The organism is Rhodoplanes sp. Z2-YC6860, from assembly GCF_001579845.1.
Lineage (GTDB): Bacteria > Pseudomonadota > Alphaproteobacteria > Rhizobiales > Xanthobacteraceae > Z2-YC6860.
The window spans coordinates 1,813,338-1,835,099 of record NZ_CP007440.1 but is presented as its reverse complement, the minus strand read 5'-3'; the positions used below and the strand labels follow the sequence as shown (position 1 = coordinate 1,835,099).

Here is a 21,762-nt window from a genome sequence, read left to right as displayed (position 1 = left end):
CCCTCTTGCCGCGGCGGCCGCCGTTCCTTGTTGGACTTCTGATCATCGCCATCGTCGCCGCGATCGGCGGCGGCATTCAGGAATGGCATTCGCGGCCGATTCTCGCCCCACGCCAGACCGGTGCGATGATCAGCGGCCGGCCGCGCGTGGTCGACGGCGACTCGCTCGAGGTGGCGGGCCACCGCGTCCGGCTGTTCGGCATCGACGCGCCGGAAAGCCTGCAGGACTGCCGCGACGCGCGCGGCAAGTTTTACCCGTGCGGCAGCGACGCGCGCGATGCGCTGGCCGGCGCGATCGGCCGGCAGAGCGTGTCGTGCAAGCCGGTCGGCGAGAGTTACGGCCGCGAGGTGTCGATGTGCACGGCCGGCGGCCAGGATCTCAGCGAAGCGATGGTGCGCGCAGGCCAAGCGCTCGAATTGCGCCAGTATAGCCGCGGCCGCTACGCCGACGCCGAGCGCGAAGCGCGCGACGCCCGCCGCGGCCTATGGGCCGGCGACTTCGAGCAGCCGTCGCAATGGCGGCACGAGCACGGGCGGTAAGGCACCCTGTCATTCCGGGGCACGCGCAAAGCGCGTGAACCCGGAATCCAGTTACAGATACCGAATATGCATCTGGATTCCGGGTTCGCTCGCTGACGCTCGCGCCCCGGAATGACCGCGGAGAGATTTACTTCGCCGCCGGCGCGACCACAGCGACCTGGTTGCTGCGCTTCAGTGCATCGGCGACGAAGCCCGAGGCCTTCATCTCCTCGACGAAGGCCTTGAGATAAGCCGAGCCCGCGGCTTTCGGCTCGCCGTCCTTCTTCGGCATGCCCATGGCCTGCTGGATCTGCTGGAACGCGCCGCTCATGATCCGCACATCCGCATGATCCTTGGCATAGGCTTCAAGCTGCTGGCGCACGCCGGCCGCGGCGTCGAGCTTGTCCTTGAGCCACATCTCGATCATCGCCTTGCCGCCGCCGAGCGGGGCGCGGACGACGCTGGCGTTCTTGATGGTGCGCGTCAGATAAAGGTCGTAAGCCGAGCCGAGACCGACCGCGATGCGGATGCCCGGCTTGTCGACGTCGGCGACCTCCTTCAACGGTGAATCCTTTTTCACCATGTAGGTGCCCTCGATGATCACGTAGGGCGCGGTGAAGTCGATCGCCTTGGCGCGCGCGGGCTCGATCGCGACGAAGCCCACGTCCCACAGCCCTTCCGCCGCGGCTTCGAACACCTTGCCGGCCGCCTCGAACGGCACGAACTCCACCGGCACATCGAGGCGCTTCGCCAGCGCGAACGCCAGATCGGCGCTGATGCCGGCCGGTGAGCCGTCCTGCGCCTTCTGCGCCAGCACCGAATTGCCGAAGTTGATCGCGGCGCGAAGCTTGCCGGTCGGCGCGAGGTCCTTCACGGCCTCGGCCGATGGTGCCGGCTGCGCCGCAGCCGCAAGCGTTGCGGCGAGCAGCATGGAAACGGCGGTGAGCGCTTTCAGCATGGCAGTCCTCCCGGCGCGGCCGAGTTCGCCCCGCCGCTTATGCAAGAAGGGAACGCGAAATGCGCGCCCGGCGCAAGCCGGGGCGCTGGCCGCGGGCGGCAAACGCCGCTAGGTTTCGCCGCCAACATCACGGGAGTGAGACATATGAACGGCCGCGCATTCAAGCTTGGGACCTTCGCCAAATCGGACGGCAAGCCGTTCGCCGCCATCGTGCTGGACGATGCCGCGATACCGCTCGATGAAGCCGCCAAGGCGTCCGGCAAGTCCGGGCTGACCAGCACCGCGAGCATCCGCGACCTGCTCGGCGATTGGGACCGGAATTTCGCGACCCTCCAGGAGATCGTCGCCGGTCTCGACAAGGCCAAGGGCACGAGCGTGTCGAGCCTCACCGCGCTGCCGCCGGTCGCCCATCCGGGCAAGATGTTCTATGCCGCGCAGAATTTCCAGGAGCATGTCGACGAGATGATCCGCGCCGGCATGTCGCCGAAGGATGGCCCGAAGTTCACCGGCGAGAAGTCCACCTCGGACCCGTACCTGTTCCTGAAGGCGCCGAGCTGCCTCGCCGGCGCCTATGACGACATCCCGGCGCCGAAGGACGTCAAGAAGATCGACTGGGAGGCCGAGATCGCCTGCGTCATCACCAAGCCGGCCAAGCGCGTGAAGGCCGAGCGTGCGATGGACCACGTCGCCGGCTGGATGACCACCAACGACGTCTCGGCGCGCGACTTCCAGATCCGCACCGACCGGCCGGGGCTGCGCTCCGACTGGCTCAATGGCAAAAGCCACGACAAGTTCGCGCCGATGGGACCGTATCTGGTGCCGAAGGCGTTCGTCGCCGATCACATGAAGCTGTTCATCCGGCTCAGCATCAACGGCGAGATCAAGCAGAACGGCAACACCTCGCAGTTCATCTTCACGCCGGAGGAGCAGATCGAATACGCCTCCAACATCCTGACGCTGAACACCGCCGACATTTTCGTCTGCGGCACCTGCGGCGGCGTCGGCCAGGGCACCAACACATTCATCAAGGTCGGCGACGTGATGGAGACCGAGGTGGAAGGATTGGGCAAGATGCGCAACAAGTTCGTTGCGGAGGCTTGAGCGTTCACTGCTTCGGCTGGCGCTTCGCTCTCCCCGTCATCCTGAGGTGCCCGCCGAAAGGCGGGCCTCGAAGGATGCGGCCCCCGCTGCATCAGCCGGGCCGTCGCCCTTCGAGGCTCGCCATAGCGCGTCGAAGACGCGCGTAAATGCGCTTAGGGCTCGCACCTCAGGGCGACGGGGAGAGATTTGCGCGTGTTGCATGTTTCTTGCAAAAGTTTGGCGTACTCACGCGTGAACAAGTAATCCCGTGCACGACCTGGATCACATCGTCAAAGACATCGCCGCCGAGATGGCGGAGCGGCCGGACCGCGGCACGGTCGCGACCTACATTCCCGAGCTCGCCAATGTCGATGCCGGGCAATTCGGCATCGCGATCGTCGACAACGACGGCCGCGTCTTCACCGGCGGCGACGCCGACACCCCCTTCTCGATCCAGAGCATCTCGAAGGTCTTCACGCTGACGCTCGCGCTCGGCATGGCCGGCGACCGGCTGTGGCGGCGCGTCGGACGCGAGCCGTCCGGCAGCCCGTTCAACTCCGTTGTGCAGCTCGAATTCGAGAAGGGCATCCCACGCAATCCCTTCATCAACGCCGGCGCGATTGCGGTTACCGACCTGATCCTTTCCGGCCATCAGCCGCGCGAGGCGCTCGGCGAAATCCTCCGCTTCGTGCGCTTTCTCGCCGACGATCCATCGATCGCCATTGACGAGAAGGTCGCGGCGTCCGAGCAGCGCACCGGCTTCCGCAACGCCGCGCTCGCCAATTACATGAAGTCGTTCGGCGTGATCGAGAACCCGGTCGACCTCGCGCTCGGCGTCTATTTCCACCAATGCGCCATCGCCATGTCGTGCCGCCAGCTCGCGACCGCGGCGCGCTTTCTCGCCCACAACGGCCGCAATCCCAAGACCGGCCTCTCGGTCGTGAACGCCGAGCGCGCACGCCGCATCAACGCCATCATGCTGACCTGCGGTCACTACGACGGCTCAGGCGAGTTCGCTTATCGGGTGGGTTTGCCGGGGAAGAGCGGCGTCGGCGGTGGCATTCTCGCCATCGCACCGGGCAGGGCCTCGATCGCGGTGTGGTCACCGGGCCTCGATCAGAACGGCAACTCGCATCTCGGCCGCATTGCGCTCGAAGCGCTGACCAAGCGGCTGGGCTGGTCGATATTCGGAGCCTGACGCATGTCCCGGAAAAGTGGGCACCGGTTTTCCGAAAAGGACATGCGCCAAAGAGAAGAGACCGCAAGCACTCTCAGTGCTTGCGGTTCTGCTCTTCTTCCTTGATCGCCTCGTCGTGATACCAGCCGCTGCCGATCGCAACCCTGGCACGTGCCAACGTCTCATCACGTGGCGTGGCGGCGAAACGGCCCCGAGCTGGAAACGGGATAATTTCGGCCGACACGCGATCAGACCTTTCAGTCATGTTCGGCTCCTTGCAGTCGCTCGACTCAAAGCATCATCGTTGAGTCCGTTCCAATATAGTGTTGACGCTCAACGATTGCTCAGAATGCCTCTTAGCAAATCGTCGCATGGCTATGATTTGAGCATTTTCGGTTTTGCTTTCGCTGCAAGCAGCCATCGGGCATCGAATCGCGTTGCTGCGACGCCGCCTGGCACGCCCATCGCCTCATTTGCGGGCATGGCACGCAAAATGCTTTTAAAGGCGGCGGCAGCCGGTCCCCTCACATGGTTCCGGCGGCTGGGGCGAGCTCTCGCCCCTCACCTTCCAGACTCACCATCAAGAGAAACCGCCAAGAGAACAACTCATGACAAAGTATCGTCTCGAGTACATCTGGCTCGACGGCTACACGCCGGTCCCGAACCTTCGGGGCAAAACCCAGATCAAGGAATTTGGAAGCTTCCCGACGCTTGAGCAGCTTCCGCTGTGGGGCTTCGACGGCTCTTCGACCATGCAGGCCGAAGGCCACAGCTCCGATTGCGTGCTGAAGCCGGTCGCCGTGTTTCCGGACGCCGCCCGCACCAACGGCGTGCTGGTGATGTGCGAAGTGATGATGCCGGACGGCAAGACGCCGCACGCGTCGAACAAGCGCGCCACCATCCTCGACGACGAGGGCGCCTGGTTCGGCTTCGAGCAGGAGTACTTCTTCTACAAGGATGGCCGCCCGCTCGGCTTCCCGGCTTCGGGCTATCCGGCGCCGCAGGGCCCCTACTACACCGGCGTCGGCTACAGCAACGTTGGCGACCTCGCCCGCAAGATGGTCGAAGAGCATCTCGATCTCTGCCTCGCGGCCGGCATCAACCACGAAGGCATCAACGCCGAGGTGGCGAAGGGCCAGTGGGAATTCCAGATTTTCGGCAAGGGCTCGAAGACCGCCGCCGACCAGATGTGGATGGCCCGCTACCTGATGATGAGACTGACCGAGAAGTACGGCGTGGACATCGAGTGGCACTGCAAGCCGCTCGGCGACACCGACTGGAACGGCTCGGGCATGCACTCCAACTTCTCGACTAAGTACATGCGCGAGACCGGCGGCAAGGAGTACTTCGAGTCGCTGATGAAGGCCTTCGAGACCAACCTCATGGACCACATCGCGGTCTATGGCCCGGACAACGACAAGCGTCTGACCGGCAAGCACGAGACGGCGCCGTGGAACAAGTTCAGCTACGGCGTGGCTGATCGTGGCGCCTCGATCCGCGTGCCGCACAGCTTCGTCAACAACGGCTACAAGGGCTACCTCGAAGACCGCCGCCCGAACTCGCAAGGCGACCCCTACGCCATCGCCTCGCAGATCCTGAAGACCATCTCGTCGGTCCCGACCAGCAAGTCGGCTGCGGCGTAAGGTTCAAAGCCCCGGTTGCTGCCGCCAGCGACCGAACACGCAAAACGCGGGCGCCCGCTGTCACAGTTGGCGCCCGCACTTTTCAGAGAGAGGTTCGGCGTCGGTCTTGTTGTGAACACTTCAGGTCGATGTCGCGGGGGAGGTGCTTGGCGGTCCTCCCCCGTTTTCTTTTTCAGTAACTCGCGCCGAACGGCCGCTCCCAGCTCCACCAGTTCGGCACCACGTCGATCCCTTCGCGATGGCGGCCCGCCGCACAGGCCGCGTACCAGGCGGCTCCAGCGCCAACCAACGCCGCGGCCGCGACCATGAAGGCCAGAATCGCCGCGGCACGCCGCGCGCGGTTGATGTCCTCCCTGGCAGCGCCGGCGACTTCGGTCACGCGCTTTTCGGCATCGGGCGCTGACAATCCGGTATAGGCCGAGGTCAAGCGTACCAGATACGCGCGATCGTCGGCGCGCATGCCGGTGTGGCTCGACGACGTCATGAGAATGCGCGCAGCTTCAGATCGCGCCTGGGCGAGATCTGCGGCAGGAGGCCTCCGCTCGCCGCGAAACAGACGGTCGAGATCGAACGCGATGATGTTCTCGCCCGCAACCGAGGCGGACGGAGCGGCACTCAATCCCGCCGGCGCAGCAAGCCGCTGCGTCATCGCCGCAACGGACAGGGCCATGATGACGGCCAGCAGTGTCGCAAGCGCCCAGACCAGGATGCCGTGCATGCCGTCGCGGAATGCAATCTCGGACGTTGCGCCGGTGCCGAGCCGCATGCGCATCCGCCCGGCCACATAGGCGCCGAACGCGTAGGACGCGAGCGCCGTCAAAAGCAGATACAGGCCTGACAGCAGGATCAGCGAGAAGGATGCATCTCGCCAGGTCGGCGACGCCGAGCTCACCGACAGTCCGATCGCGGCGGCAAAGCCTTGCAGCACCGAGACGAGTGCGGCCGCCGCAATGGCGCCGCCGATCACCGGGCCCCATTCGATGCGGGGCAGAAGCACGACTTCGGGCGATGGGCCGTCATCGATGACGGCAATGGTTGAGGTGTCTGTCATGCTCACGGCTCGCTCCTTGATTGATGGCTCAGCGCAAACCAAGGAAGGAAAGAATCGCCATGATCACGACAATCAATCCGATGAGATAGATAAGCCCGTTCATTCGTCACTCCTGTTCGCCGCCCCGACGAATGCCCGTATGCAAAATTTAAAACGGAGCGGAGCCTTCAATGTTCCAGGGGTCCGCGGGTAAACAGCTGCTTTGCAGGTGCCGATTTAACTCTGCAGGGGCCGATTTCGGCGGCGCAACATTGTTTGTCATGCGACAGAAGGCCGAAGTAATATCCACCGCAAAGGACGCCGCCGGTGAGGCGGCCTCGCAAGAAAACGGTTCGAGCAAGAAAACAGTTCGAGAAGGTGCGACGATGGCTCAGAGCAAACCTCATGTGGCGGTGATCGGCGGCGGCATCGGCGGCTTGTTTGCCGCCAACGCGCTCGTTTCTCAGGGCGTCAGCGTCGCGGTCTACGAGCAGGCCCCGGCGCTCGGTGAGATCGGCGCCGGGGTCTACATCACGCCGAACAGCGTGCGGCATCTGCAGCGCGTCGGCCTCGGCGATGCGGTCGCGAAATGGGGCGCGCTGGTCGGACCGAATTCGCAATACTTCCGTTATGACGGCTCGCCGATCGCGCCGGTGCAGGTCGCCGACGCCTCGGGCTGGAATGCGACCTACGGCATGCATCGCGCCGACATCGTCGATTTCCTGGCCGCGAACCTGCCGCAGGGCATCGTTCACACCGGCCATCGCGCCGTCAGCTTCGAGGAAAGCTCAGGCAAGGCCCGCGTCAAATTCGCCAACGGCAGCACCGTCGAGGCCGACGTGGTGGTCGGTTGCGACGGCATCCATTCGGAGCTCCGGCCTTACGTTTTCCCGCCGTCGAAGCCGGTCTTCCACGGCACCATCTCGTATCGCGGCCTGGTGCCGCGCGAGCGGCTGCCCGACTGGCCGATGGACCGCTGGCAGATGTGGGCCGGCCCCTCGAAGCACTTCCTGGTGTTCCCGGTGCGCCACGGCACCATGGTGAACTACGTAGGTTTCGTGCCGACCGACGAGGAGATGAAAGAGTCGTGGTCGGCGCCCGGCAATCCCGACACGCTGCGCGCCGAGTTCGAAGGCTGGGACCCGCGCATCACCAAGGTGCTGGCGCAGGTCGATCACTGCTTCCGCTGGGCGCTCTACGACCGCGAGCCGCTGCCGACCTGGACCAAGAGCCGCCTCACGCTGCTCGGCGATGCCGCGCATCCGATGCTGCCGCATCTCGGCCAGGGCGCCAACCAGTCGATCGAGGACGGCATGGCGCTGGCGACCATCCTGTCGCAGACGGACAACGCTGCGGTGCCGGAGGCGCTGAAGGTCTATGAGCGGCTGCGCCGCGAGCGCGTCGCCGAAGTGCAGCTTGGCGCGCGGCAGAACGGGCTGCGCGTCGACTCGGCCTATACGGATCTCAAGCAGCGCGACGCCGAGCTCGTGGCGCACGCCGACTTCCGGAAGCATCTCTATGCCTATGACGTGGTCCCGGCCGCGAAGGCCGCCGCTGCAGCGTTGGCGTAAGGGTTCGGTGCAAGCGGCTTACTGCGGCCGGTAACGATCCGCGCTCATCGTCGTGGCGCCGCCGCCTGAGTGCTCACTTGGGCGCTCGCCTGGACGCTCCCACATCGCATACGCGGTGCGCGCCTCGGCGCTCGGCCGCCGGCTCAAAACCTTGCGCTCATGTTCCGGCTTCGCCGCAACCGGCGGGCGCAGCGGCCGCGCCGTGATCGGCGGCAGCGGCTCCGCGGGCTGGATCGGCGTCGCCAAAGCCTGCCGTATCGCACGCGCGTCGGCGACCAGAACATCAAGCCGCGACTGCGGCCGCTCGTCACTCCGCAGGAAATGCGCCTGCACGGCGGGCACCATCAGCGACAGCGAGACGTACAGTCCCGCCGCAACCGCACCGAGGGCTGAGAAATAAAGCAACGTGGTGAGCAGCAGTGGACGCCCTGTCGAAGTCATCGGTCTGTTCGCACCCAATCGCCTCCCGACAGGTGCGTAACCACAGAGCCCGGTTGGCGTTCCTGAAAGCGCACAAACAAAGCAAGAAGAGCGGCGGCGTCATGCCTGCGCTCCGAGGCATGCACGCGCGCCGGCATGGTTGCGCGCGAAACCAAAACATCTCCCCTGCGTCAAGCCGGCTCGGAACGTTGCCGTCACGAGCCGATTGCAATGCGGCGGGCGGAGGCGACATGGAGAACTGAGATGAAGCGACCACTCATGGCCGGCGCCGCCGCGCTTGCGGTGATGTTTGCGGGACAAGCTCTCGCCCAGAGCGTCGAGGTCGAGATCGCGCCCGAACAGCGGACTCGGATCAAGGAATACGTCGTCAAAGAGCGCGTCGCGCCGGTCCGCGTGAAAGAGCGCGTCACCGTTGGCGCGGTGCTGCCGGCCGATGTCGAGTTGCGCACAGTCCCGGCGGATTGGGGTCCGTGGGGTACGCGCTATCGCTACGTCTATGCCGACGACCATGTCGTGCTGGTCGATCCCTCCAGCCGCAAGGTGGTGCGCATCGTCGAATAGGCGGAACTGAAGACCAGAGGGAGCGAGTCCGGCGTGCTTCAGGTCTGCGGCACGCCGGTCTCATCCGCGCTGGGCATTTGGGCGATCAGAAGCTGCGCCGTGTGCGCAAGCTTCGCCAGACAGCGCAGCAATACCTCGCGGTCCGTCATTTCCAACGCCTGTTCGAGCTGATAGCCCACGGCGGCCGCGGCCGGCGCGCACTGGCGGTACAGCTCATGCCCGCGCGGCGTGAGCGCGAGCAAGGCCAGACGATGATCGCGCGGATTGGGGCGTCGCGAGATCAACTCGCGTTCCAGCAGGCCCGCGACGGCGCGCGACACCTTCGCCTTCTGCATGTGAAACAGCGCGCCGATGTCTTTTGCCGTGGTCTGTCCGCTTTCGGCGATGCTGCTGAGCACCATCCATTCGCTGCGGTTCAGGCCGTGCGGTCCATGGATGGACGCAAGCGCCTGGCCGGCCAGGCTCGATAGCAATGACAACTGATGTGGCAAAAACTTTTCGAGCTCGAGCAAAGAAGTCTCGCGCGCAACCAAATCAGTCACGGCACCAATTCCTATTTTGTTATCGCCGTCTTGAAAGGCGGCTTGATTGTTGTTGTGGTGCCGACGATGCATCCTGGAGTGGCTCCAGGAGCAAGGATAAAGAGCGTAAGCGCTTAGTGCGCGGGGGCCACAACTGACGTGAAGGAGTTCACGTGAAGCACGGACCGTTCACCATCGGGGAACTCGCACAACTGACCGGTGCGAGCATCGAGACCATCCGCTACTACGAGCGCATCGGGCTGATGCCGCGACCGCCAAGGACCGGCGGCGGCCGCCGTGCATTCGGCGTCGAAAGCCTCTCCACGCTGAATTTCATCCGGCGCTGCCGCGAGCTCGGCTTCGGCCTCGAGGACGTCCGCGCGCTTCTTGCGCTGCGCAAGGCGCAGCCGTGCTGCAGCAACGTGAAGTCGATCGCCGAGCGGCATCTGCAGACGGTGCGAACCAAGCTTCGCAACCTCGCCGAGATGGAAGCGAGCCTCGCCGGGCTTTTGGCGCAGTGTCCCGGCGATACGACGAGCGAGTGCCCGGTGCTGGATGCGCTGGATACGGGAATGCTCGGCGCGGGGGTGGCGCCGTAGCGGCGGCAGCGTGCTATGGCCGCTTCCAGCCGGCTTAGTGCGCCGGAAACATATTCGAGAGTCGCGCCTCGGCAATATGCAATATCGATCGAACTGACAAGCAGCCCGGCACGCTTTGCATTTTCGCAAATCACGTGTAGACGCGAATTTGCCTCGTTCGTTGAGGGCGTCATCTAGAGACGTCTAATTGGCGGAGCGGGGTGTGGCGCCTGCAGGCGTGGCTCGTGACCACGTCCCAGGGTGCGAGGTCATCGTCCGTCCCCGATGAGGGGGCCGCCTTCAGTGGCAGGGCGCGGTCGGGTGAAAGCGGAAGCAAATGCCCCCTGGAGCATGGTGGGTGAAAGCCCAGCCGGTCCGATCGAATCTCGAACGGTGGCCTCGCAACAAATCGCCACAAGTGGAGCGCCGGGAGGCGAGCGGACCTGATCGCAAAGGTCCGCGGGCGCCCTCGCAAAGCGCCCAGATATCTGCGCCGTCTCGGCGCTCCGCTCCCTCACTCTGTGAGGGGAAGGAAAAAGAGAGAGGCGCTGGCCCCGCGCCTGATCTGAAGGGGCCGATGAATCACGCCTGCATGGATATTGAGAAGACGCGTTGAGGAACGCCGGCTGTTTGACATTTGAATCGATGATCATCACCGCTGGCCCCCAGGCGGGGTCATTGCCGGGCATAGCCGTCCGAAGGACGGCGTCGCTTCGCTCGCCTATGACCCGGCAATCCATGAGCGGCTGCAGCAAAAGCAGCCGTAAGAGCATGCGTCGTTGCGTCACCGTATGGACCCCCGCGTCGAGCGCGGGGGTGACGACCGCCTTTGTTGATCGAGGCGCCACAGGCCGCACCTGCGCGGATGCGACAACCACCTTTGTTGATGGAGACGCTATAACCCGCACGTGCCCAGATGCGATGACCACCTCTATCGATGCCGTTGCGGATCAATCCACCGCCGCGTCGACAATCCGAACACGACACCTTGCGCGCCGCCTAATACGACTCCGACGCGACCTTGAGATTGCTCAAGCCTCGGTCGAGATCGCGGCCGATCAGCGGATCGAGCACGAAGGCCGTCTCCATCAGCTTGTGCACGAAGTTCGCCGGCCCCTCCATGGTCCACGTCACCTTGGTGCCGCCGCGGTCCGGCGTGAGCGTGTACTCGGTGGTCACCGTCGACGCGAACGGCTTTTCGAAATCGAGCCGCAGCGTCACCTGTCGGAGCGGCTTCGAGCCCACGATCGTCATCCGCCCGGTCGCGACCTCGTCGCTGTCGAACGAATAGGAGGCGCCGAGGCCGCGCGTGGTCGGGCCGAACCGGCCCGTCAGACCTGCGTCCTTCTGCTCGTAGGGATTCCAGTACTTCATGCGCTGGAGATCGTTGATCTGCTGGAACACCCATTCGGGCGGCGCCGCGATCCTGGCGCTGCGCTCCACGTGAAAGGTGTCCTGGCGCATCGAGGCCAGGATCAGCATCGCGCCGACCGCCGTCGTCGCGATGGTCCCGAGCCGCTTCAGCGTTCGCATCCTCATGGCACGTCACTCCCCTGTTCGGTTGCGATGATCAAAGCGCGGTCATTCGACCAGCGCCGCGAGCTGTTCGGCCACGGTGCCCCAGCCCTGGTGAAAGCCCATCTGCTCGTGCTGGGCGCGGTCGGCTTCGTTCCAGTGCTTGCAAACGGCGGTGTATTTGGTGCGACCACCAAGATCCTCGAAGGTCAGCACCACGGTCATGAACGGCTTATCGGATGGCTCCCACGCCTGCGTGTAGGCGTCGGTGAAGACGAGCCGCTCGTTCGGCACCACTTCGAGATAGACGCCGCGGTTCGGAAACTCCTGGCCTTCGGGGCTGCGCATCACGACGACGCTCGAGCCGCCCGGGCGGACATCGGTCTCGATGTGCGATGTGGTCCAGGGCTTCGGGACGAACCACTGCTTCATCATCTCGGGATCGGTCCAGGCCTTGAACACCTTCTCGCGCGGCGCATCGATGATGCGTTCGAGCACGAGCTCGCGGCCGCGGGTGGTCGTCTTGGTTTTGCCCGTGGTGGTGCCGTTGTCGCTCATTGGGTCGTCTCCTGCTTGGGTTTGTTGGGGGGCTTACTTGGTCTTGGTGGTCGGGGTCAGAAGCGTTTCGATGTGGTCGCGCAGATGCGCGACCGACTCCGCGGCGACTTTGGAATCCTGCTTCGCCTTGGCAAGAATGAAGGCGCCCTGCAGCACCGCCTGCGTGTAGAAGGCGAGGCTCTCCGGGCTCCATTTCGCTTTCGGCGCGTAGAGGCGCTTGGCCTCGGCGATGTCTTTGGCAACCTCGCCCGCGTGCGCGCTGATGTGACGGTCGCAGGCTTCGCGGATCGCGGGATGCGTCATGTAGGCCTCCTGCACCATGGTGCCGAGGAGGCAGGTGTATTCAGGAATTTGGCGCGCGAGCATCGCGGCGCGGAAGTCGATGTAGCCGAGCACGCGCTGCGCCGGATCGCTCGCCGCCTGATAGGGCGCGTTCGAGAAGATGCCGTCGGCCATCTGCGAGAAATGGTCCGCCGCGGCCAACGCCAGCTCGTCCTTGCTTTTGAAGTGGTGGAAGAAGCTGCCCTTGGTGACGCCGGCGGCGTGGCAGATGTCGTCCACCGTGGTGGCCGCGTAACCCTGGGTCCGGATCACGGTCAGCGCCGCATCCAGCAGCCTGGTCTTCGAGGAGTTCAGCACCTGGGCGTTCATGCGGGTCTCGGCAGCTCGTGGGCGTTTCCATACCAACTAGTCGGTAGTATACCGACTAGTTGGTATGTGTCAACGGTAAAATCGCCTGCCCGCGAAAAATCGCAATGCGGGTGTCTGTGTCCGGACCGAATGGGACACCCGGGACAGGCTGCAACCGCAGCCGTCCGTGTCGGAATTGCAGCAGCGCCGAACCAAAAATGCCGCAGCGCGGATGCCGGTTTGACAAGCCGTGCCGCCAAGGCAAAACGGGACGACACGTTGCGATTCGACTGGCGAAGTCGCGTCACACAGGAATTCGCCCGGAGCGAGGATGAATCTGATGCGGCTTCCGACTGCGCTTCTCTGTCTGGGTCTCGCGCTTCCGCTGGCGGGATGTTTTCAAGCCGCTGCGACCGGCGACGTGACGCCGGGACTGACCGCCGCGCCCGCGGCCGCCCCTGCTCCCGACCCCGAACCCTCGGCGCCCGCCATGCCGGCCGGCCGCGGCGCCACCGCGCCGAAGCCGCCGAAGCGCTCCGCCGCCGCCGACAAAGACAAGACAGAAAAAGAGGAGTGGTGGAAGGAGGGCGGCGTCACCCGCGAGAAGATCAACGGCATGTGCTGGATGAAGTACGAGAGCGGCCGCAAGGATCTGCCGGTCGAGAAGCGCGCCGATCTGGTCAATCAATGCGTGATCGACACCCTGAAGGAATATCCGGTCAACTGATCCGCCGATTGGGCATCTTCCCCGGCGGTGCTAACATCGCGCGCCGATTCAACCTTGGAGGATCAAGCCATGGCAAAAGGTCAGCAGCGTCAGCCGAAGGAAAAGAAGAAGCCCAAGGCCGACGCGAACAAGCAGAAGTCGGTCTCGGGCTACAAGGCGAGCTACAGCCCCGGCAAGAAGTAAGCCCCTGCGCGCCGGCGCACCTACGCCGGCGGCGCGACCTGCGCGTCGGGCTGATTGCTGCGCTTGAGCGCATCGGCACAGAAGCCCGACGCCTTCATCTCCTCGACGAAAGTCTTCAAGTAGGCGTGGGCCTTGCTGCGGCCTTTGGGCATGCCCATGGCCTGTTGGATCGCCATGAAGCGGCCGTCCATCACGCGCATCACCGGATTGGCGGCTGCGAACTCGACCAGCGGCTGACGCACGCCGCCCGCGGCGTCGAGCTTGTCGCGCACGAACATATCCACCGCGGCAGGACCGGTCGGCGCCCGAACCAGCGTGGCGTTCTTGATGGTGCGGGTGAGATAGAGGTCATAGGCCGAGCCGCTCGCGACCGCGATGCGGATGCCCGCCTTGTCGACGTCCTCGATCACTTTGAGAGGCGAAGCCTTGGGCACCATGTAGGTGCCCTCGATCAGCACGTAAGCCGCGCTGAAATCGATCTCGGCGGCGCGCACCGGCTCGATCGCCAGAAATGCGATGTCCCACTGGCCGCGCTTCAGCGCCTCGAACACCTTGCCGGCGGCGTCGAAGATCACGAGTTCGATCGGCAGGCCGAGCCGTCTGGCGAGTTCGCGTGCGAGCTCGACCGTGATGCCGAGCGCCTCACCGTTCGGACCCTTCTGCGCAAGCACGGTGTTGCCCTGATTGATCGCGGCGCGCAGGGTGCCGGTCGGCGCGAACTCTTTCAAAACGTCGGGAGAGACTTGAGCCACGTCGGTGCCTTTCGTGTGTCGAATTGTCGCTTCGATGGATATCGCGTTTCGCAAAGCCCGCCCAGCGCCTCAAGGATGGCTCGCAGAAATAAAATGCGCCGTTCGCCGTTAACGGCCAGGCAAGGTCTCGTTTACCAGTCGACCGTAGAGTCTCGAGCCTGCACTACCGTTTCGGCCTTCGCATCGACGAGACCTCATGCTGCGCGCAACGACACGGATCGCAACGCTTCTGGTGTGCCTCATGCTTGCGGCCTGCGCCGGAGGCAAGATGCCGGGCGGCGACTCGACATCGTCGATCTCGTCCTTCATGCCATCGAGCCTCTCAGGGGCAGACAATCAGGCCGCGCTCGATCCGCCCGAAGGCTCGCCTGCCGACCGGACCATGAAAGCCCGCGCCCAGTGCTGGGCAAAGGTCGAGCACGAGAAGAACCTTCGCGGCATCGAGCAACGCGTCGCCTATGTCGACAGGTGCGTGGCGCAGTCCGCGTTGTAATTGGCCATCGTCACCGCCAATACGTCTGGCGGAACGGCTTCCCCGGGAATAGATCTGCTTGGCGGTTGTTCCTCTGGTCGGAGGCAACACACCCTTTCAAAGGAGGTCGTCATGAGCCGGAGAGCGAGACTTGCTTTGACCGCGGCCTTTGCCGGTTTGCTGGCCATCGGCGTGCTGACCTACGCCGATGGCGCCAAGGCCGACCCTTATCGCTGGTGCGCCGAATATGGCGGCGGCCGCGGCGGCGGCACCAACTGCTATTTCATGACCCTGGGCCAATGCCGCGCCGCGATCTCCGGATTGGGCGGATTCTGCCGGCCCAATACATTCTATACCGGCGACGATCGGCCGCGGCGGCGCACGCGCTCTTACTATTGAGCGCCACAAACTTTACCCGGTGTCTCGAACGCGCTGGATTGGAACCGGCGAAATTGCATATTGTTGCCTCGACCCTGTGGTGCGAAGACCCCGCCGGGTGCGGGAAGAGGATATGATGGTGGTTTCGCTTGGAGTTCGCGCGAGCTTGGCCGGGGCATTGTTCATCGGGCTGCCTGGCATCGCCGCCGCGCAATTCCCACCGCCTGCCCCGCCCGCGAATTCGTCTTCTTCCTCGGTGCAGGATCGCTGGCCCGATCCGCCGAAGCCCTCGCCTCGAGGGGCAGCGCCCACGGCGGGCCCGTCCAAGCGGCAAGCCGCCCCCGCCAATACCAGTGCCGGCGACGACGCATCTGCGCCGGCCAAAGCTGCGCCATCCAAGCCTGCCGCGCCGAGGACGCCCGCCAACGTCGTGGCGTGCAACGGCGTGTTCAGCAAGGACTCGACGCATCTCAAGCTCGCGATAAAATTCGACTCGCGCAACGTCGCGTTCGACGACGTCGACGGTCCCGATGGCAGCAAGATCAAAGCGTCGGTGCTCTACCCCGGCGATCCGAAGCGCCGCCTCGAAGTGGTGTGGAACAATGACGCGGCGCGCACCGACGTCTCGGTGATCTCGATCAACGGCAAATCGCAATGGACCGCGCCCAAGGGTCTGAAGCTCGGACTTCCGATCGCGGCGCTGCAGAAGCTCAACGGCAAGCCGTTCAAGCTCGGCGGCTTCACCGCCGACGGCTCGAGTTCAGTGACAGGCTGGGATGGCGGCGCGCTGAGCTCGCTGCCCGGCGGCTGCAAGGTCGGCATTCGATTGAGCGTCGACAGCAAAGCGTCACCCGACGCGCGGAGCGCGGTCAGCGGCGACAAGGAATTGTCTTCGAATGATCCGAACGTGCTCGCGGCGAAACCATCCGTGGCCGAGATCCTGATCGGCTATTAGGCAAAGCGAACCCGTTCCCTTTCACGTTCGGCGGATTTCGCGCGCAACGCGAGACTCGCCACAATGATTCCCAAACACCGCCGCATTGTTTTGCGATGCAGCAAGCATTGCTTAACCGAGCAACTCCCAAATAGCTTGATCATGCGTGCAGCTCTCGCGATGCTTGTGATCGTGGCATTCGGCAGTGGCGTCGCCTTCGCCGGCGATGCCGACAAATCATCCAACGATCCGAACTTCGGCAGCCGCACCGACCTGCCGGACGGCTCGTCGACGCTTTCGGTCGGCCGCAGGCTGCCGACCGAATGGGAAACCAAGATCGGCACCGACGTCAGCCTCGCCGCGCAGCCGAGCACGCTGCCGTCGGAAAACTTCGCAACCGGCACCTTTGGCGATCGATCCACCGGGTCGGTCTGGGGCAGCATCAACATGCCGGGCTTTCAACCGCTCGGCTTCGACAAGACCTCTCTCGAGGCCCGCGTCGACGGCGGCAAGGACGAAGGCAAGGTCGGCGCGACGATGAGCCGGACGGTTCCGCTTGGGGAAAGCCTGTCGATGACCTGGCAGAACGGCTATTCGGTGACCCAGACGCTGGCACAAACAACGCCCGAGTCGCTGCCGCTCGCCAGCAATGCTCCGGCTTCGGTGATAGGCACAATCACCCAGCCCATGCAGGCCCGCACCCTCGATCAGACGCTGAAATTCAACGTCGCGCCGTGGGGCACCACGTTCTCGGCCGACGCGAGCTCCTCGAACACCGACAATCAGTGGCACAACAAGCTCAGCATTGAGCAGACGGTGGCGGGGCCGCTGAAGATCACGACCTCGGTCGAGGATCCGGGATCGGCCGTGCCCATCAAGAGCATCACCGCGGGCTTCAAGAAGGTCTGGTAGCCGGCGGCGCGGTTTCTGGGCATCGCCGCGAAATCGTCACTATCCCGCCTCAGTGCGGTGACGCAATCGCCCCAGCGCGTCGACTATGCATCGACGGGCCATGTTCATGGGGAGCATGATCGCAACACTGCGAGTGAAGGGAGCGAGCATGAGTGTCATCAAGCCTGAACGGACGACCGATAACGATCCGGCTGTGGCGGCGGCGACCGCCGCGGTCGAGCAGGTCGAAGGCGAGATCCGCGCGTTCGTGCGGCGCGACGTCTCGTCGTTTCGAAGGCCGCGGAACGATGCCGGCGACGCCGGTGTCGACAACATCAGCTCGGTGATCGAGCGGGTGTCGGGCGCCTCGGTCGCCGAAATCGATCGTGTGATTGCCGAGCTTTCGCGCGTGCGCGAGATGCTGCGGAGCGAGGCCGAGCGGGTGCAGCGCGAGATCGCGGGCTACGCCAACCTGAGCCAGGCGGCGATGACCTCGATGAAGATCATCGCCGAAAGCGTCACCAAGTGGAAATCGCAAAACCCGCAGCCTAATGCGGAAACGCCCGCGCCTCTTTGAGACCGCGGCGACAGTGGTTGGTAACGACAATGGCCCCGAACGGGGCCATTGTTCTATCCGATCGGAATCTGTCTAGCGCAGGACGCTCGAGCTGACCGCAGCAGTCTGGCTCTCGATCTGCAAATGCCCATCGAGATGGCCGACCACAACGGTGCAAGCCACCAGCATCACGGCGGCGGTGACACCGCCGAAGATCAATCCAAGAAACCCAAGGCCGGCACGGTCGACCGTCATCAGACGCCCCTGAAATTCGCTTTCCTGCAGGCTTAGACGCGCAAGCAGCCGCGAAGGTTCAATGCTCGAGACAAAAATCTCAAATTTCTGGACAAGGGCTTAACGGCGAAGCGCGCCAGCGAAAAAAAGCCGAAGACGAAGCTCACGGCTGTTTTGGGCCGTAAGGCCGCGCTACAGGATTGCGTAGGCCGTCGACACCATGCCGATCTCACGACCGTCGACCGCGCTCGACAGCGACACCCGGCCGAACACCGTATTGCGGCCGATCCGCACGATGCGGGCATCCGCCAGGATATCGACGTTGGCCGGACGCAGGAAATGGATGGTCTGATCGACCGCGCTCGTCGGCCGTTGCCCGTTCCAGACCGCTGCGCATGCGAGTGCCATCGCGGTGTCGGCCGCGGCCATCAACGCCTGCGAACAGACGATGCCGCCGCGCGCGAGGCGCACCGAAAACGGCAGCCGGACGATCGCGCCGGGTTGCCAGTCCGGCGGCGCGCTGGCTGGCCGGCCGGCTTCAACGGCCTCGACCAGCAGTCCGAGTTCCTGCATCCAAGACGGGAGCGTCTCGATCAGAACGCGACTGGCTGCCGCAATTCCGAATACGCCGTCGACCGGCTCAAGCCGGCGCGCTTCCACGGCCATTCTTCGTCTCCGCCTCTCCGGCGCGTGCGCAGCTACGTCTTCGCGCGAATCACTTTTTTTGAGCCTATGAGGCGGATTCGAAGTTTGCCAGTATTTCCAAGGGCTTTTCCGGCGCTAAAACTGTGGCTAATGCGGTGCCTCAAGGGCAAAAGCTGTGATAACGTGGCGACATTGAGGGCTGCGGCGTGGTTTGCTGGGCGGCCGTGGGGTGACTTGCGTTGGGGAGGTTTCCTGTGAGCGTTCGTGCCTTGGCAACGCGTCTCGAAGGTTTGGGCCGGCGTAGCGTTGGCGTCGCTGCAGCGGCGACCCTGTTGATGAGCGCACTGTGCGCGCCGGCTGCGGCGGCGAACTGGCTGGAAAAAACCATCTATCTGTGGGGGCCGAAGTTCGATTCCAAGCTGCCGGCCTGCGACGACAATTGGGCCATCGAGACCATCCGGCACCGCTTCTCGACCAAGGAAGGCCGGTTCTGGAATTCCGACCTGAGCATTCAGAGCATCGAAAAAGTCCAGGAGGTAGCGCTCCGGCCTTGGGCCGACGGGACCATCCCGCGTCGGTTCTGTTCGGGCCGCGCGCTGATCTCGGATGGCATATGGCGGACGGTCCGCTACTCGATCGTCGAGGACGGCGGCATGATCGGTGCGAGCTGGGGCGTGAACTGGTGCGTTGTCGGGCTGGATCGCAACTGGTCCAACAGCCCCGCCTGCAAGGCTGCCGCTCCCTGATCTCGGCTGCTCCCGCATTCATGGCTTGTCCATAACGTAAGGCCATATCACAGGCCGTACGGTCGCGGCCCGTTTCCATTTTGTTCTTGACTTGTTCTTGGCCATAGAGAATGGTTGTTCCATCGGTTCCAGCGTGTGAGTGAGGGGCGTCTCATGATCGGTATCGGATTTCGCGCCGTCGCGTTCGCCATTCTGCTCGTAGGCGTCGCGCTGCAGCCGGCACGATCCCAATCGCAAATCTCACAGGACCAAATCTCACAAGACAGTGCCGGAAGCGCCGCAACCCCAGCGGCCACGACGCCAGAGACCCTGGCTCAGGAAACCGTGGCGCAAGGCCGGCGTGACAACGACGGACGTCAGCCCGGGAAATTCGACTTCTACGTGCTGTCGCTGTCGTGGTCGCCGTCATTCTGTCAGGACAGCGAAGAGCGCGGCCGCAATGGCGGCGAGCAGTGCTCAACTTCCCGGCCCTACTCCTTTGTGGTGCATGGGCTTTGGCCGCAGTACGAGCGCGGCTTTCCGCAAAACTGCGAACAGCCCGCGCCGCGGCTCAACCGCGAGCTGATGACCTCCATGCTCGATCTGATGCCGGCGCCGCGGCTGGTGTTTCATGAGTGGGACGCTCACGGCACCTGCTCGGGCCTCGACCAGCGGGCCTATTTCGATCTGGTGCGCAAGGCGCGCGAGACCGTCAAAATTCCCGAGGTCTATGCGTCACCGAAGTCGACGCTGAGCGTCTCGCCCGCCGAGGTCGAGGAGGCCTTCGTCAAAGCCAATCCAGGCTTGTCGCGCGCCGCGATCTCGGTCACCTGCGGCAGTCCGCGGCTCGGCGAGGTCCGTATCTGCATGAGCAAGGATCTGCGCTTCCGCGACTGCGCCGAGCTCGACCGCCGCGCCTGCCGGCGTGACAAGCTGATCATGCCGCCGGTGCGCGGCCGCTAAAGCGCTCGCGACAAAAGCCTGCCCCGGACGTGATCCGGGCGGGTACCGGTTCGCCGCAAAAGACGCGTCGATGAAGAGCCGAGGCTGCGCTTTTCAGAGCGAGCGATTCAAAGCACGCAGCACTTTTTCAAGTTCGTATTGGCCGCGCAGCCGATCCACCGCGGCGACGACGCGCGGCCCATCGCGTTCGATTGCATCGACACTGCGCCTGAATTCCCGCAGCGACCGATCGAGCGCCGCAGGACGCTGACCGTCGAATGACGGTCCGCCATAGACGTAGGCCACGATCGCCAACGCCAGAATTCGTCCCACGCGTCCCGCCCCTTCGACGGCTCTCATCCGTTGCCGAAGGGAGCAAACGGCTTCCCCTTGAGCCGCGTACAGTTACGTCAGCGACGCCAGATCATTCTATTCAGCGACGCAGGCTCTGATAGACAGAACCGGTTCTAACCTTAATGGCCGCGCGCCGATGAACTATCGCCACGCCTATCACGCCGGCAACTTCGCCGATGTCGTGAAACATGCCGTGCTCGCGCGCGTGCTCACGCATCTGCGCGACAAGCCCGCAGCGTTTCGCGTCATCGACACCCATGCCGGCGCCGGCGTTTACGATCTCTCCGGCATCGAGGCCGGCAAGACGCTGGAATGGCGCGACGGCATCGACCGGCTGATCGGCGCCGACCTCGATCAGCCGGCGCGCGCGTTGCTGGCGCCTTATCTCGATGCCGTTGCAGCGCTCAATCCGGCAGGCGCGCTCACCGCCTATCCCGGTTCGCCGGCGCTGACGCAGGCGCTGCTGCGTCCGCAGGACCGGCTGATCGCCTGCGAGCTCGAGCCGCAGGCTGCAGCCGCTCTGTCCAACCGGCTGCGCGGCGATGCCCGCGCCAAAGCGGTCGCCATCGACGGCTGGACGGCGCTCACCGCTTACGTGCCGCCCAAGGAGCGGCGCGGCTTGGTGCTGGTCGATCCGCCCTTCGAGCAGCCCGGGGAACTGTCCCGTTTGACCCAGGCCCTGGCCGCAGCCCATCGCAAATGGCCGACCGGCTGTTACCTGCTTTGGTATCCGATCAAGGATACAACCGAGGTTGCAAGTTTCGTCCGAAAGCTTTCGCGGCTCGCGATCGCGAAAACGTTGCGAATAGAACTGATCCTTGCAACCTCAACAGAAGACAAGGGTTTGCGCGGCACAGGCCTGATCGCGGTCAATCCGCCATGGCGCCTTTATGAGGAGCTCGAAAGCCTTTTGCCCGCGCTCGGAAACATCCTATCCCGCGGTGCAGCGTGTCGGACGACACTTTCCTGGCTCACCGGCGAAATAACCACCTAATACCTTTTCTTATACCTTTCGCCCCTTTCCACGCCGATGGAATTGGGTTTAGCCTGAACCCGCTGGCTTAGACGTTCCGCCTCCAAGTTGGGGGGATCGGCGGAGTGCCCGAGGCTGTTGAAGCTGACGCTTTCTTCCGATCGCGAACGTTGGGCCGAGCCACCACCCGTGGGGGATCGGTGGCGAAGCATTTG

At 64.3% G+C, this 21,762-nt stretch carries 28 protein-coding genes; 16 read left to right on the top strand and 12 right to left on the bottom strand.

The genetic code is table 11. The features are described from left to right. Positions 1 to 5: 5 nt before the first annotated feature. On the top strand, positions 6 to 539 hold the full coding sequence (locus tag RHPLAN_RS08595) for a thermonuclease family protein (protein ID WP_157100141.1): 534 nt from the start codon (positions 6 to 8) through the stop codon (positions 537 to 539). 127 nt (positions 540 to 666) lie between these two features. Here the strand turns inward: RHPLAN_RS08595 and RHPLAN_RS08590 are convergent, their stop codons facing one another. Then, positions 667 to 1,476, bottom strand: a complete 810-nt coding sequence (locus tag RHPLAN_RS08590; protein ID WP_084244552.1) for an ABC transporter substrate-binding protein — start codon at positions 1,474 to 1,476, stop codon at positions 667 to 669. 144 nt (positions 1,477 to 1,620) lie between these two features. Here RHPLAN_RS08590 and RHPLAN_RS08585 point away from each other — a divergent pair, with 144 nt between their 5' ends. Beyond that, complete coding sequence (locus tag RHPLAN_RS08585) at positions 1,621 to 2,577, top strand: fumarylacetoacetate hydrolase family protein (RefSeq protein ID WP_068016002.1); 957 nt, start codon at positions 1,621 to 1,623, stop codon at positions 2,575 to 2,577. Positions 2,578 to 2,824: 247 nt separating this feature from the next. After that, on the top strand, positions 2,825 to 3,754 hold the full coding sequence (locus RHPLAN_RS08580; RefSeq protein WP_068015998.1) for a glutaminase: 930 nt from the start codon (positions 2,825 to 2,827) through the stop codon (positions 3,752 to 3,754). Between the two features lie 73 nt (positions 3,755 to 3,827). Here the strand turns inward: RHPLAN_RS08580 and RHPLAN_RS38270 are convergent, their stop codons facing one another. Continuing rightward, positions 3,828 to 3,998 carry a DUF2735 domain-containing protein gene (locus RHPLAN_RS38270; RefSeq protein WP_084244548.1) on the bottom strand — a complete coding sequence of 57 codons (171 nt, stop codon included), beginning with the start codon at positions 3,996 to 3,998 and terminating at the stop codon, positions 3,828 to 3,830. 343 nt (positions 3,999 to 4,341) lie between these two features. Here RHPLAN_RS38270 and RHPLAN_RS08575 point away from each other — a divergent pair, with 343 nt between their 5' ends. Next, positions 4,342 to 5,376, top strand: a complete 1,035-nt coding sequence (locus tag RHPLAN_RS08575) for a glutamine synthetase beta-grasp domain-containing protein (protein ID WP_068015995.1) — start codon at positions 4,342 to 4,344, stop codon at positions 5,374 to 5,376. Positions 5,377 to 5,548: 172 nt separating this feature from the next. Here RHPLAN_RS08575 and RHPLAN_RS08570 read toward each other — a convergent pair whose 3' ends face one another. Beyond that, complete coding sequence (locus RHPLAN_RS08570) at positions 5,549 to 6,433, bottom strand: hypothetical protein (protein WP_442971811.1); 885 nt, start codon at positions 6,431 to 6,433, stop codon at positions 5,549 to 5,551. A gap of 359 nt (positions 6,434 to 6,792) precedes the next feature. Between RHPLAN_RS08570 and RHPLAN_RS08565 the strand changes: the two genes are divergently transcribed. After that, the gene (locus RHPLAN_RS08565) at positions 6,793 to 7,977 is read left to right on the top strand and encodes an FAD-dependent monooxygenase (RefSeq protein ID WP_068015992.1); all 1,185 of its coding nucleotides are present in this window, start codon (positions 6,793 to 6,795) and stop codon (positions 7,975 to 7,977) included. Between the two features lie 18 nt (positions 7,978 to 7,995). Here the strand turns inward: RHPLAN_RS08565 and RHPLAN_RS08560 are convergent, their stop codons facing one another. After that, complete coding sequence (locus tag RHPLAN_RS08560; protein ID WP_068015989.1) at positions 7,996 to 8,418, bottom strand: hypothetical protein; 423 nt, start codon at positions 8,416 to 8,418, stop codon at positions 7,996 to 7,998. A 243-nt stretch (positions 8,419 to 8,661) separates the two neighbouring features. Here RHPLAN_RS08560 and RHPLAN_RS08555 point away from each other — a divergent pair, with 243 nt between their 5' ends. Next, positions 8,662 to 8,979 carry a DUF1236 domain-containing protein gene (locus RHPLAN_RS08555; RefSeq protein ID WP_084244546.1) on the top strand — a complete coding sequence of 106 codons (318 nt, stop codon included), beginning with the start codon at positions 8,662 to 8,664 and terminating at the stop codon, positions 8,977 to 8,979. A gap of 38 nt (positions 8,980 to 9,017) precedes the next feature. Here the strand turns inward: RHPLAN_RS08555 and RHPLAN_RS08550 are convergent, their stop codons facing one another. Next, positions 9,018 to 9,593, bottom strand: a complete 576-nt coding sequence (locus RHPLAN_RS08550) for a MarR family winged helix-turn-helix transcriptional regulator (RefSeq protein ID WP_084244544.1) — start codon at positions 9,591 to 9,593, stop codon at positions 9,018 to 9,020. A gap of 80 nt (positions 9,594 to 9,673) precedes the next feature. Between RHPLAN_RS08550 and RHPLAN_RS08545 the strand changes: the two genes are divergently transcribed. Then, positions 9,674 to 10,099 carry a MerR family transcriptional regulator gene (locus tag RHPLAN_RS08545; RefSeq protein ID WP_068015980.1) on the top strand — a complete coding sequence of 142 codons (426 nt, stop codon included), beginning with the start codon at positions 9,674 to 9,676 and terminating at the stop codon, positions 10,097 to 10,099. A 978-nt stretch (positions 10,100 to 11,077) separates the two neighbouring features. Here the strand turns inward: RHPLAN_RS08545 and RHPLAN_RS08540 are convergent. From RHPLAN_RS08540 to RHPLAN_RS08530, 3 genes are read right to left on the bottom strand one after another with little or no spacing between them, the layout of a single operon-like run. Further along, the gene (locus RHPLAN_RS08540; protein ID WP_084244542.1) at positions 11,078 to 11,617 is read right to left on the bottom strand and encodes an SRPBCC family protein; all 540 of its coding nucleotides are present in this window, start codon (positions 11,615 to 11,617) and stop codon (positions 11,078 to 11,080) included. Positions 11,618 to 11,659: 42 nt separating this feature from the next. Continuing rightward, a complete protein-coding gene (locus RHPLAN_RS08535; RefSeq protein WP_068015975.1) occupies positions 11,660 to 12,151 on the bottom strand; it encodes an SRPBCC family protein in 492 nt (163 codons plus the stop codon). A 33-nt stretch (positions 12,152 to 12,184) separates the two neighbouring features. Then, positions 12,185 to 12,802: a TetR/AcrR family transcriptional regulator gene (locus tag RHPLAN_RS08530; RefSeq protein WP_068015972.1), complete on the bottom strand. Its 618-nt coding sequence runs from the start codon at positions 12,800 to 12,802 to the stop codon at positions 12,185 to 12,187. Between the two features lie 319 nt (positions 12,803 to 13,121). Between RHPLAN_RS08530 and RHPLAN_RS08525 the strand changes: the two genes are divergently transcribed. Then, on the top strand, positions 13,122 to 13,508 hold the full coding sequence (locus tag RHPLAN_RS08525; RefSeq protein WP_157100140.1) for a hypothetical protein: 387 nt from the start codon (positions 13,122 to 13,124) through the stop codon (positions 13,506 to 13,508). A gap of 203 nt (positions 13,509 to 13,711) precedes the next feature. Here RHPLAN_RS08525 and RHPLAN_RS08520 read toward each other — a convergent pair whose 3' ends face one another. Continuing rightward, positions 13,712 to 14,443 (bottom strand): ABC transporter substrate-binding protein, encoded by a 732-nt coding sequence (locus RHPLAN_RS08520; RefSeq protein ID WP_068030849.1) that lies wholly within the window; start codon positions 14,441 to 14,443, stop codon positions 13,712 to 13,714. A 196-nt stretch (positions 14,444 to 14,639) separates the two neighbouring features. On the opposite strand from RHPLAN_RS08520, the gene RHPLAN_RS08515 reads away from it, so the two are divergent. The 5 genes from RHPLAN_RS08515 (at position 14,640) to RHPLAN_RS08495 (ending at position 17,695) form a co-directional block, all read left to right on the top strand. Continuing rightward, entirely contained in the window at positions 14,640 to 14,936 is a 297-nt protein-coding gene (locus RHPLAN_RS08515; protein ID WP_068015965.1) for a hypothetical protein, read from the top strand. Between the two features lie 111 nt (positions 14,937 to 15,047). After that, complete coding sequence (locus RHPLAN_RS08510) at positions 15,048 to 15,314, top strand: DUF3551 domain-containing protein (protein ID WP_084244540.1); 267 nt, start codon at positions 15,048 to 15,050, stop codon at positions 15,312 to 15,314. 112 nt (positions 15,315 to 15,426) lie between these two features. Then, positions 15,427 to 16,248 carry a hypothetical protein gene (locus tag RHPLAN_RS08505; RefSeq protein WP_157100139.1) on the top strand — a complete coding sequence of 274 codons (822 nt, stop codon included), beginning with the start codon at positions 15,427 to 15,429 and terminating at the stop codon, positions 16,246 to 16,248. A 141-nt stretch (positions 16,249 to 16,389) separates the two neighbouring features. Beyond that, positions 16,390 to 17,139 (top strand): hypothetical protein, encoded by a 750-nt coding sequence (locus tag RHPLAN_RS08500; RefSeq protein ID WP_157100138.1) that lies wholly within the window; start codon positions 16,390 to 16,392, stop codon positions 17,137 to 17,139. Positions 17,140 to 17,287: 148 nt separating this feature from the next. Then, entirely contained in the window at positions 17,288 to 17,695 is a 408-nt protein-coding gene (locus tag RHPLAN_RS08495) for a hypothetical protein (protein ID WP_084246476.1), read from the top strand. 72 nt (positions 17,696 to 17,767) lie between these two features. On the opposite strand, the gene RHPLAN_RS40105 is transcribed toward RHPLAN_RS08495, so the two are convergent. Together RHPLAN_RS40105 and RHPLAN_RS08490 are read right to left on the bottom strand one after the other, a co-directional pair. Next, positions 17,768 to 17,929, bottom strand: a complete 162-nt coding sequence (locus tag RHPLAN_RS40105) for a hypothetical protein (RefSeq protein ID WP_198164774.1) — start codon at positions 17,927 to 17,929, stop codon at positions 17,768 to 17,770. A 171-nt stretch (positions 17,930 to 18,100) separates the two neighbouring features. Then, a complete protein-coding gene (locus RHPLAN_RS08490; protein ID WP_068015951.1) occupies positions 18,101 to 18,574 on the bottom strand; it encodes a hotdog domain-containing protein in 474 nt (157 codons plus the stop codon). Positions 18,575 to 18,888: 314 nt separating this feature from the next. Here RHPLAN_RS08490 and RHPLAN_RS08485 point away from each other — a divergent pair, with 314 nt between their 5' ends. Next, entirely contained in the window at positions 18,889 to 19,299 is a 411-nt protein-coding gene (locus tag RHPLAN_RS08485) for a hypothetical protein (protein WP_068015948.1), read from the top strand. Between the two features lie 153 nt (positions 19,300 to 19,452). Then, positions 19,453 to 20,241: a ribonuclease T2 family protein gene (locus tag RHPLAN_RS08480; RefSeq protein ID WP_084244538.1), complete on the top strand. Its 789-nt coding sequence runs from the start codon at positions 19,453 to 19,455 to the stop codon at positions 20,239 to 20,241. Between the two features lie 93 nt (positions 20,242 to 20,334). On the opposite strand, the gene RHPLAN_RS08475 is transcribed toward RHPLAN_RS08480, so the two are convergent. Then, positions 20,335 to 20,526, bottom strand: a complete 192-nt coding sequence (locus tag RHPLAN_RS08475) for a hypothetical protein (protein ID WP_157100137.1) — start codon at positions 20,524 to 20,526, stop codon at positions 20,335 to 20,337. A 184-nt stretch (positions 20,527 to 20,710) separates the two neighbouring features. Between RHPLAN_RS08475 and RHPLAN_RS08470 the strand changes: the two genes are divergently transcribed. Continuing rightward, positions 20,711 to 21,568, top strand: a complete 858-nt coding sequence (locus RHPLAN_RS08470) for a 23S rRNA (adenine(2030)-N(6))-methyltransferase RlmJ (RefSeq protein WP_068015942.1) — start codon at positions 20,711 to 20,713, stop codon at positions 21,566 to 21,568. Positions 21,569 to 21,762: the final 194 nt, after the last annotated feature.

Bases quoted from the DNA above. Each gene is read 5' to 3' on its own strand.
- RHPLAN_RS08480 (WP_084244538.1), top strand. From the start codon at position 19,453: ATGATCGGTATCGGATTTCGCGCCGTCGCGTTCGCCATTCTGCTCGTA.
- RHPLAN_RS08505 (WP_157100139.1), top strand. From the start codon at position 15,427: ATGATGGTGGTTTCGCTTGGAGTTCGCGCGAGCTTGGCCGGGGCATTG.
- RHPLAN_RS08495 (WP_084246476.1), top strand. From the start codon at position 17,288: ATGAGTGTCATCAAGCCTGAACGGACGACCGATAACGATCCGGCTGTG.
- RHPLAN_RS08575 (WP_068015995.1), top strand. From the start codon at position 4,342: ATGACAAAGTATCGTCTCGAGTACATCTGGCTCGACGGCTACACGCCG.
- RHPLAN_RS08500 (WP_157100138.1), top strand. From the start codon at position 16,390: ATGCGTGCAGCTCTCGCGATGCTTGTGATCGTGGCATTCGGCAGTGGC.
- RHPLAN_RS08490 (WP_068015951.1), bottom strand. From the start codon at position 18,574: ATGGCCGTGGAAGCGCGCCGGCTTGAGCCGGTCGACGGCGTATTCGGA.
- RHPLAN_RS08565 (WP_068015992.1), top strand. From the start codon at position 6,793: ATGGCTCAGAGCAAACCTCATGTGGCGGTGATCGGCGGCGGCATCGGC.
- RHPLAN_RS08550 (WP_084244544.1), bottom strand. From the start codon at position 9,593: ATGCATCGTCGGCACCACAACAACAATCAAGCCGCCTTTCAAGACGGC.
- RHPLAN_RS08485 (WP_068015948.1), top strand. From the start codon at position 18,889: ATGAGCGCACTGTGCGCGCCGGCTGCGGCGGCGAACTGGCTGGAAAAA.
- RHPLAN_RS08535 (WP_068015975.1), bottom strand. From the start codon at position 12,151: ATGAGCGACAACGGCACCACCACGGGCAAAACCAAGACGACCACCCGC.
- RHPLAN_RS08510 (WP_084244540.1), top strand. From the start codon at position 15,048: ATGAGCCGGAGAGCGAGACTTGCTTTGACCGCGGCCTTTGCCGGTTTG.
- RHPLAN_RS08515 (WP_068015965.1), top strand. From the start codon at position 14,640: ATGCTGCGCGCAACGACACGGATCGCAACGCTTCTGGTGTGCCTCATG.
- RHPLAN_RS08540 (WP_084244542.1), bottom strand. From the start codon at position 11,617: ATGAGGATGCGAACGCTGAAGCGGCTCGGGACCATCGCGACGACGGCG.
- RHPLAN_RS38270 (WP_084244548.1), bottom strand. From the start codon at position 3,998: ATGACTGAAAGGTCTGATCGCGTGTCGGCCGAAATTATCCCGTTTCCA.
- RHPLAN_RS08555 (WP_084244546.1), top strand. From the start codon at position 8,662: ATGAAGCGACCACTCATGGCCGGCGCCGCCGCGCTTGCGGTGATGTTT.
- RHPLAN_RS08590 (WP_084244552.1), bottom strand. From the start codon at position 1,476: ATGCTGAAAGCGCTCACCGCCGTTTCCATGCTGCTCGCCGCAACGCTT.
- RHPLAN_RS08530 (WP_068015972.1), bottom strand. From the start codon at position 12,802: ATGAACGCCCAGGTGCTGAACTCCTCGAAGACCAGGCTGCTGGATGCG.
- RHPLAN_RS08560 (WP_068015989.1), bottom strand. From the start codon at position 8,418: ATGACTTCGACAGGGCGTCCACTGCTGCTCACCACGTTGCTTTATTTC.
- RHPLAN_RS08585 (WP_068016002.1), top strand. From the start codon at position 1,621: ATGAACGGCCGCGCATTCAAGCTTGGGACCTTCGCCAAATCGGACGGC.
- RHPLAN_RS08525 (WP_157100140.1), top strand. From the start codon at position 13,122: ATGCGGCTTCCGACTGCGCTTCTCTGTCTGGGTCTCGCGCTTCCGCTG.
- RHPLAN_RS08470 (WP_068015942.1), top strand. From the start codon at position 20,711: ATGAACTATCGCCACGCCTATCACGCCGGCAACTTCGCCGATGTCGTG.
- RHPLAN_RS40105 (WP_198164774.1), bottom strand. From the start codon at position 17,929: ATGACGGTCGACCGTGCCGGCCTTGGGTTTCTTGGATTGATCTTCGGC.